This window comes from Streptomyces sp. NPDC027962, from assembly GCF_055566095.1.
This window is the reverse complement of record NZ_JBVHTA010000057.1, coordinates 19,366-28,803: the sequence shown is the minus strand read 5'-3', so window position 1 is coordinate 28,803 and position 9,438 is coordinate 19,366. Positions and strand designations below refer to the sequence as shown.

Below are 9,438 nucleotides of genomic sequence, written 5' to 3'. Positions count from 1 at the left end.
GACAACCAGTCGCTCTCAGCGCGAGTCGTGACACCACTGTGCGAGTGTGGAACCTCCACACCGGCCAAACCACGGCAGTCCTAACCGGCCACACCGATGTGGTCACCGCCGTGGCCGCCACCGAGTTACGAGGACAACCAGTCGCTCTCAGCGCGAGTCGTGACACCACTGTGCGAGTGTGGAACCTCCACACCGGCCAAACCACGGCAGTCCTAACCGGCCACACCGACTGGGTGCGAGCCGTGGCCACCACGGACCTGCACGGACAACCAGTCGCCCTCACCCGGAGCGAGGACCAGACAGTTCGGGTATGGGGCCTGACCTCCGGTGATTCGGTAGGTACATTCCTTAACGGCCACGTAGGCGTTGTGTGGAAAGTCGCAGTTGGCGACCTGGCCGGTACGCCGGTCGCCGTCACCGGTGGCGTAGACCGTGGCGTACACCTCTGGGACGTGGCTGCGGGCAGCCCCCTCGGGCTGGGCAGAGAGCTGATGAAGCATGAGGACGCGGTAACCGCTGTGGCCACTGCCGTGGTTAAGGGCCGGACAGTCGCCGTCACCGGATGTCTGGACCGCACCGTACGTGTGTGGGATATCGCCACTGGCCGCAGCACCGTCGAGCTTCGCGGTCACACAGAATGCGTCACGGCGGTGGCTACTGCGATAGTCGGCAGGCGGCCAGTAGCTGTAACCGGCAGTGTGGACCGCGCCGTGCGGGTGTGGGATCTCGCCACCGGGGCTGCCGTCGGGGAACCCCTCGTCGGCCACCGAGATTGGGTTGGAGCAGTGGCTTGCACTGAGGTGGGCGGTCGGCCGGTGGCTGTGACCGGCAGTGAGGACGACACCGTACGAGTGTGGGACCTGGCCGAAGCTCGCTGCATAGCCACCCTCCACGGCCACACGGAGGGCGTGGGTGCTGTGGCTTGCACTGAGGTGGGCGGCCGGCCGGTGGCTGTGACCGGCAGTGCGGACCACACCGTACGAGTGTGGGACCTGGCCGAAGCTCGCTGCACGGCCACCCTCCACGGCCATACTGGCACTGTCACAGCAGTTGCATGCGGCCTCATGGATGCCAGACCCATTGCCGTCACGGTTAGTGAAGACCGCACCCTGCGAGTATCCGATCTGGGCTCAGCGCGATCTCTATCTGTACTGGTCTTGCCTGACGTCCCCTCATGCGCCGATATCGCCGCTGACGGCACCATTGTGATCGGCATGGGCAGTGAAGTGGTTGCACTGCAAATGGAATCCTCTGCAAGGAGACACAAGTGAAAAGTTCCTCGTCCAACGCCTGCCCCTTGCCCATCGTCGCCGTCCATGGTGTCGGCTACCACGACCGACGTGTGACCGCCGAGCAGGCACGCGCCACACACATGGCGCACTGGACTCGGCATCTGTCCGAGGGGATGGGGATCTCACCCACCCGGCTGAGCGTCGACTTCGCGCACTACGCGCACCTTCTCAACTCCAGCCCGATAGCACAGGGCGACGACGACTGGGAAGGGTTAGGTGACCCGTTGACCCGCGAGCTAATGTCGCACTGGATGGCGGAACTGGGGGCTCCAGAACCTGTGGCCCAGGGTTCATTGACCAAGCCACTGCGCTATGCCGCATCCTGGGTCGCGGAGAAATTCAGCCTAGACGGCCGGCTGACCGAACTCTTCGTCCGCCTCGTTTTCCGTGAGGTGGCCGCCTACGTGCGCAGTGATGAGGACCAGGCGCGCTTGGCCGTGAGGGAAGAGGTCGCCGACCGCATCGCCAGGCACCGCCCGCGGATCGTCATTGCGCACTCGCTCGGCACAGTGGTTGCCTACGAAGCACTGCATGCCCACCCCGAACTGAGCGTCGAGCTCCTGCTCACCCTCGGGTCGCCGCTCGCGTTGCCACACGCAGTCTTCGACCGACTAGTTCCCCGCCCTCTTCACACATCGACGGCTCGTTTCGGGGACCGCCCCCCTGGTGTCGCACGGTGGGTGAACATCGCTGACCCAGGAGACCCGGTGGCCATCCCGCCCGGCCTCGCCCGCGCATTCGGTGGCGTCGAACTCGATCTGACCACCTCCATTCACGCGGCGTTCGGATTCCACCACGCGAAGAACTATCTTCGTTGCGCTGCCACTGCGGCCACCCTGAGGCCCTACGCACGAGCCTGAGCAGCACGTACCTACTAACCGCTGTAATACCCACGGTCCGAACGGGCGGGCGTGCCGGGTGGGTCGGCGACATGGTGCTACGCGCCCCGCAGACGGTGCTGGCCTCGTTCGTTGACGGAATCGGATACCGCGACCACACTGAGCCGCACGAGACACTTCCAGTGGTTATGCGGCCAGCGTGAGCTTATCGGACTCCTGCTGGTGCTGGTGTTCGTAGTCGACGGGGCTGAGGTGTCCGTTGGCGGAGTGCCTGCGGCGGGTGTTGTAGCGGGTGAGCCACCGGAAGACGGTGCGTCGGCAGAGTTCCGCTCCCGGGTAGTGGTGGGCGCCGCGCAGGGTCTCGCGCTTGAGGGTGGCGTGGAAGCTCTCGCAGGCGGCGTTGTCGGCGGAGGTGCCGACCGCGCCCATGGACTGGGTGATGCCCAACTCTCGGCACAGATCGGCGAATTCACGCGATGTGTACTGGGCGCCGTGATCGGAGTGGAAGACCGTGCCACTCAGACCGCCGCGGGTGGCGGCTGCCATCCGCAGGGCGTCGGCGACGAGTTCGGTGCGCATGTGGGCGGCGATGGACCAGCCGACCACCCGGCGGCTGAAGCAGTCCAGGACGGTGGCCAGATAGAGGAACTGGCCATCCCCAGTGGGGAGATAGGTGATGTCGCCCATGTACTTGACCCCGGGCGCCGGGGCGGTGAAGTCCCGCTGGAACAGGTCCGGGACCGGTGTCGCCGACGGCTCGGGGACCGTGGTGCGGACCCGTCTGCCCAGACGTATGCCCTGGATGGAGAACTTGCGCATCACGCGGGCCACCCGTTTCTCGTTGATCCTCCGGCCGTCGGCGCGGAGCTCGGCGGTGATCCGCGGAGAGCCGTAGGCGCCGTCGGAGTCGGTGTGGACGGCGCGGATCTGTTCGGCCAGGGCCCGGTCGGCGGCCTGCCGCGCGGTCCGCGCGTCGGCCCCGTCCCGCCACTTGTAGTAACTGGACCGGTTCACGCCCAGCACCTGGCACAACCGCTTCACACCGAAGGCGTCCCGGTGATCATGGACGAACTGGAAGCGGCTCCACCGAGCGGCGGCCCTCGGGCCGGTCAGAGGGCAGCGAGACCCGTCCACGGAAGGCAATAGGACCAGGTCAGCGAGGGTCTGACCTGGACCTTTGTGGAGCGGCCTTCGGGATTCGAACCCGAGACCTAGACATTACGAGGGCGAGAGTGATCGTGACGCCCAGTGTCACCCCATGGCGCACGATCCAGTTTCACCTGATCAGAGCACGTGCGCTGTGATGCCCTGTTCAGCTCCGTCCACCCCGTCCAAAGGCGTCCGCGCTCCCCTTGCGCTCCCCTGGTCGCCGTCAGTAAGGGCCGAGGCCGGCGTGCTGCGTGCGATCCGCCGCTCTCGGTCCTTTGTGGGCTCACAACAATGTTGGGCTCGGCTGTCCGACCAGCAGAGTCTGCTGGTGGTTCTTGCCCTCCTTGCGTTTGGTGGCCGACGCACATGGACGCACAGGGTTGCTCGACGCCTTGATCGGGGGGACCTGGTCCCGCACCGCTGCGGTTTCTCAGTCCTGGATGTACCGGACGATGATGCGCATGCGGGTACCCCGCTCCGTCTGCCAGCTCAGCTCGTCCCCGACCTCTCGCCACATCAGCGCCTTCCCCTGCGGGGTGTCGGGGCTCAGCCGCTCCGCCTCGTCACCCGCGAGCATCGCGATCTCGTATGTCTTGATGCCGGGCTCGTCCGGGTCCTCAACTCCGACGAGGCATCCAGGGACGACCATCGCCCCGCCCGTCAGAGAAGAGTCAGAGACCACTTGGTCGAGCACGGCACGCAGGTGGCTGCGCCGCTCCTGCAGGGTCTGGCGACGCCTGTCGTGATCGGCCAGCTGGGCATTCCTGGACGACGAGTCCACGGCCACGATCTCCGGAAGCGGCTGGTCCAGCGCGTCCTGTACGCGCTGGAGCTCGCGCTGCACCCGTCGATGGGCGGCGACGCTGAGCCGGTCGACCGGGAGGCGGAGAAAGGCCCCGGCACCGCCGGGCACCGCGGATCCCGTGACGGCGGGCTCGTCGCCGCGGGTCGGCTGCCGCGGCACGGCCAGAAGACTCTTCGCCGGGGCCCGGTCCTGGGGGCCGATCTCTCGTCCTGCCGGTCGTGCACGCAGCAGTTCCGTCGTACGGCCGTCGGACGCGCCAGAGGATCCGGGTGCATGGTGCCGCGCCAGCCCCACCTGACCGTCGTCTCCAAGTACGGGTATGTCGGCATGGGCGATCGCGGCGCGGATCATGGCCTGTACCTCGGGGTGGGAGACCCGCACGACGGCTTGCCCCTCGCGCAGGATGTCCACGGCGTCGGCCCCCGGGAAGCCCGGCGCACCCGCTCGTGCGAGGAACCGTGCGGTCCCGGGCACGGTCGCCCGCATGCTGAACGCGTGCTGGGCTGCGTTGACCTCGTCGCGGTGCAGCCGTGCCACGGTGATGAATCGGGGCTGTGTCTCGTCGATGCCGTGCGTGGGCTCGGGACGGATATCGTCTCGCCCGACGGATGGGGCACCAGAAGGTGCGGGCTCTGCGTTGCCGGTGGATACGACGTCGCCGTCGCCGATCGGGACCGTGCCACCGTCGCCGGTCGGGCCCCCCATGCGGCGGTCCTCGGCGGCTCGCTTTGCGGGTGGGTACGCCGCCGACTCGATGCCGATTCGGTCGAGTTCCGCCCACAGCGGTTCGAGTGCCCGTTCCGGGTCGAGGAAGAAGCGGCTGCCTCGGATGCGGACGAACGTCCATCCCACGCGCTCCAGTTCGCGCTGGCGTGCCGCATCCGCGTCGGCGTTCTCCTCCGTATGGAACGCATCGCCGTCGCACTCCACGGCAAGGCGTCTGGTGCCGCCCTCGACGACGAGGTCGATGCGGTAGCGGCCGGCCGGATACTGCGGCCGCGCCCGGTAGCCCCGAGCCCGCAGAGCCAGGTAGACACGCTGCTCGAAAAGGCTGTCGAATGCCTCGTGCGGAACGTCCGGCCGGACCTCGCCGAGTCCGAGGCCGTCCTGCTCCTCGGCCGGGCGGGAGAACCAGTCCAGATATGTGCGCCGCAGATCCGTCTCGCCGAGTTCCGTGAGAGTGAAGCTGTGGAACAACCACACCTGGTCGCGGGCCCGGGATGCGGCCACGTTGAGGTGCTGCCGGTTCAGGGAGCTGCTGAAGGAGCCGATGCGGCGCGGCCCGTCAGGGCCGGTGAGCGACACGACCGTACTGACGAAGACGATGTCGCGCTCGTCGCCCTGGAACTCCTCGGCGTTGCCCACGCGCAGGCGTCGGTGCTGTCTCTCATCCAGCGGGATCCGGTCGGCCAGCAAGTCTTCGATGAGGTACTTCTGTCCCGCGCCGAGCAGGGTGATCACACCCATCGTGCGCCCCGCGTAGGCCGGGTCGGCGATGCACCGGGCGACCTCCTCCACCAGCCGCACCGCCTCGGACCGGTTGACCTGCTTCTGCCCGCTCCCTTCGACGTAGCCATCGGGGACATGCACCGGGCGCAGGGGCGGCAGCCGGTCGGTACCGTACTGTCGAAGCGGCTGGAGCCGGCCGCCATAGCAGAGCTCGTTGGAGAATCCGATGATCTCCGGCATGCACCGGAAGTGTTCCTGGAGCATCAGCCTGCCGCGGCCTCCGGCCAGACCGGACGCGATGTCGAAGAGGCTGGCGGTCGGTGTGAACAGGTTGCGGCGGGCGGTGGACAACTGGGCGAGGAGTCGTCGCTGGAGCGCGAACTGCTCGTCGTGGTCCACGCCCACCTGGGCGGGGCTGACCTGCTGGTCGTCCCCGACGACGATCACCTTCGCACCCAGCCAGGCGAGCAGCAGCGCCTCGGGGCCGGACTGGCTGGCCTCGTCGACGATCACGACGTCGAAGCGCCCTGCTTGGTCCATAGGCACGGTTTCGGTTACCTGGTGCAGCGGCATGATCCAGGCGGGCACCGCCGCCTGGCTGGCCTGCAAGCTCTCCCGGGCCTGTCTGCGGTAGGTGGCTGCGTATTTGCCGGTGCCCTTGCCCAGCTTGCGGACGTTCTGCTGGTACGAGGTGAGGGCCACGGCCTGGTCGTCCGTGAGCCTGGACAGACAGCTGAACCAGGCCTTGTCGGCCGCCAGCCGTTCCAGGCCGATGCGGGTCTCGGCGTCCGCCTCGGCGAGCAGCCGCATCTGCCGGGCTTCGGCCTCCGGGTCCGTCAGCTCCTTCATTCGGTCGTACCAGACCGACCACTCCCACGCGGCCTGGAAGTCCGCGAGCCGGGTGTCCCACTCGTCGTCCTCGGGTGTGGATTCCAGTCTGTCGGCGAGGTCTGGGAGTTCGGCCGCGACCAGCCGGTAGGCGTCGTCACATGCCTTCTTGCGCGCGAGTGCCTCCCGCAGGTCGTCCACGTCGTTCACCGCGGCGCTATAGGCCGCCGGGTCGCGGGAATCGACCGCGGCGCGGGCTCGTTCCAGGGCTGCCGAGGCTCCCCTGCGGTGGGCCGCGGCGCCCAGTACACGCAGAGCGTCGTCGATCAGGGTGCGGGCAGGGGCGGCGTTCCTGCGCGCTGCTCTGGCCTTCAGGAGGTTTTTCACGGTGGCGGCCCGCTCCGAGTCGCCCCAGCCGACGCCGGCCAGCCCTGGTGCGGCTGTGGCAGCGCCGACCACGGCGTGGCGCAGGTCGGCGAGAGCGGTCAGAGTGGTGAGGGTGGCGATGTCCTGGCGCTGGCGGGCGGTGCGCCGGGCGGTGGCCTGCCATGCGTCGTGGCTGTCGCCCCACTCCTGTTCGATGTCCTGGAGGTGCCGCTCCAGCGTGACGCGGTGCAGTACGGCGGACGCGGCGGTCGCTGTCTCCACGGCGCGGCCGTCGACGCGCACGGTCTCGGGGAAGTCGCCGACAGCCTTGCGCAGTTTGGTCTTCATGCCCAGGGCTCCGCGCAGCTTCGCACCGGACGCGAGCCCGTCCCGGAGGGTGCCGGCAAGACCGAGGGCCGTCGGCACGTCGTACGCCTCCAGCCCAGTGACCAGGGTGGCGCCCAAGGCGCGCTCCGCCTCCTCGATCGCGGTCAGGGCCGCGGTGGTGCGCTGGTGGCGGCTGCGCGCACCAAGGTCCTGCCCGGCGAGGATTTCGTCGCGCAGCTCGGCGGCCCAGGCGGCCGGCATCGAGGTGGCCGCCCGGGCTGCGGGAGTGAAGTGGTCGAGCGCGGTGGCCAGTTGCTCCTGCTGTGCTGGGGTGAGGACGGACACGGTGTCGTCGAGGCGGGAGACGGAGCCGTCCTGCCGGAGCGCGGCGAGGTCGGCCTCTGCCGCCTTGACCGTCTCGACCGCCTCCGCGAAGGCGGGCACCGTGGGCAGCTGCCCGGGCTCTGGCAGCGCGGCACTCACCGATGCGGCGAGAGCACGGTGCCGGTCGGTGAAGGCGAGCGCCGCACGGCGCAGGCGCGTGAGCACCTCGGCATTCAGCGTCGGTGCGTCAGCGGGGACGGCGCCGATCCAGCCGAACTGCGGGTGTTCCTCGGCGAGCCGCTGGGCGATCCGGACCAGGGTTCCCTCGTAATCGCCGACCTCGGCCGGATGGTGGTACGTCTCCTGCTCCCGCAGCGCACGCAGCGCCTTCAGGGCGAGCGCCTGCGCGGACCGGGCGGATCTGAGGCGCTCTTCGTGCTCTTGGATGCGTCGCCGGTATGCCCGCGAAGAGAAGTCTCCCTGCCGGTCGAGGATGACCTTGACGGAGTGCTCCAGTTCCTGCTGACCTGCTCCGTCGTCGGTGCGGCTCACGCACAGCTCGCGGATGCCGACGGGGAGTTTGTCTTTCAGGACCTTCAGGGCACGTGCCGTATGGCTGGTGATCAGTACGCGGTTGCCGCGCGCGAGAAGGTCGGTGACCAGGTTGGCGATGGTGTGCGTCTTGCCGGTGCCGGGCGGTCCCTGGACCACGACGAGATCCCGGTCCCGCAGCCGCTCGGCGATGGTGCGCTGTTCGTCGTTGGAGGGCAGCGCGAAGTACAGCTCCGGCGGCGGTCCTGCTACGTCACCGCTGCCCGGCTCCCCCAGCGGGAGGTCACCGCCCGCACCGGCGATCGCCCGCAGCAGAGTGGTTGGCTCGGCGCCCTGCTCGATGGACAGGGCGACGGCGCGCAGCGCTTCGAGCATGCTGCGCCCGGTGCGCTCTCTGAGCAGCAGCACCGGCGCGAAACTGACGACCGGTACGGCGGGGTCTCCCGCTGCCCGGTGCCGATTCGGTGCACGGTCGTAGCGTCCCGCTTCGTGAGCCGCGATGGTCCAGGTGGTGAGGGCGCGGTGCAGCTGGTCCGCGAGCTGCGGATCCGTGGTGTCCCCGGCTGCTTCCAGCTCCCGCCGTACGAGGGCGCGAGTTTCCGCCCGCGCTTTCTGCCCGGGGTCGAGCATGGACTCCTCCAGCACCGGGCTGCCGTGCTCGGGGTCTGGTCCGACGGTGATGGCTCCGGTGTCGGGGGCGATGGTGATGACGGCCCGGCAGGTGACGAGATGGCGGCGGATCGGCTCGCCCTGTGCCGACCAGGTGAGGTAGCCGAATCCGACGACCAGTTCGAAGCTCTCGCCGAGTTCGGAGGCATCCACGCAAAGGCGGTAGAGGCGGTCGTAGGCACGTACGACGGGCTTCATGGCACGGTCGCGACGTGCCCACCCTTCCCATTCACGCAACCAGGCGCGGTACTGTGCGTACACGGTGTCACGCTGGGGCGAGTCGGCCAGGGACACGGTGATGTGCCGGGTGCGTGCGCTTCCCTCAGCGGAGATCTCGTCCGCCGGTATGTCCGTCTCGGCCCGCGGCTCGGGGGGCGTTTCCCGTGCCGAGTCGTGGATCTCCCAGCCGTCCAGCCAGTGGGCGAGCGGCAGCGGCGGAGCCGGCGGTTCGTGCCGTACGGGTCGGTCGGCCCGCAGCCACAACGGTTCGTCGCCGAGGACAGCGTCGGTGAGGAAGGAGCCGAACTGCGCGGGCAGGTCGGCGAACCACACCTGGTGCCTGGCGTCGTCGTGCGTCCGCACCGGCTTGGTGCGGCTCTCACCCACCTCCGCGAGGTAACGGAAGACGTGGCGGACAACATCGTCGGGCGTCACGGCGGATGCGGGCACGAGCCACCTCGCTGAACTGGTGCAACCAAAGTATGAAGAGTGTGCGCATCCTATGCGCATCGCAGCGGGGGGGGGGGGGGGGGGGGGGGAGGGGGGGGGGGGGGGGGGGGAGGGGGGGGGGGGGGGGGGGGGGGGGGGGGGGGGGGGGGGGGGGGGGGGGGGGGGGACG

At 69.1% G+C, this 9,438-nt stretch carries 3 protein-coding genes and 1 pseudogene; 2 read left to right on the top strand and 2 right to left on the bottom strand.

The genetic code is table 11. The features are described from left to right. Positions 1–38 precede the first annotated feature (38 nt). Both ACZ4SA_RS33865 and ACZ4SA_RS33860 read left to right on the top strand, forming a co-directional pair. Positions 39–1,271, top strand: a complete 1,233-nt coding sequence (locus ACZ4SA_RS33865; protein ID WP_468281788.1) for a WD40 repeat domain-containing protein — start codon at positions 39–41, stop codon at positions 1,269–1,271. Then, a complete protein-coding gene (locus ACZ4SA_RS33860) occupies positions 1,268–2,152 on the top strand; it encodes a hypothetical protein (protein ID WP_468281776.1) in 885 nt (294 codons plus the stop codon). The genes ACZ4SA_RS33865 and ACZ4SA_RS33860 overlap by 4 nt, the downstream gene beginning before the upstream one ends. Before the next feature lie 165 nt (positions 2,153–2,317). Here ACZ4SA_RS33860 and ACZ4SA_RS33855 read toward each other — a convergent pair. Then, positions 2,318–3,214: pseudogene (locus tag ACZ4SA_RS33855) on the bottom strand (IS3 family transposase); the annotation flags it as partial. A gap of 496 nt (positions 3,215–3,710) precedes the next feature. Next, on the bottom strand, positions 3,711–9,269 hold the full coding sequence (locus tag ACZ4SA_RS33850; RefSeq protein WP_468281774.1) for an AAA domain-containing protein: 5,559 nt from the start codon (positions 9,267–9,269) through the stop codon (positions 3,711–3,713). Positions 9,270–9,438 lie beyond the last annotated feature (169 nt).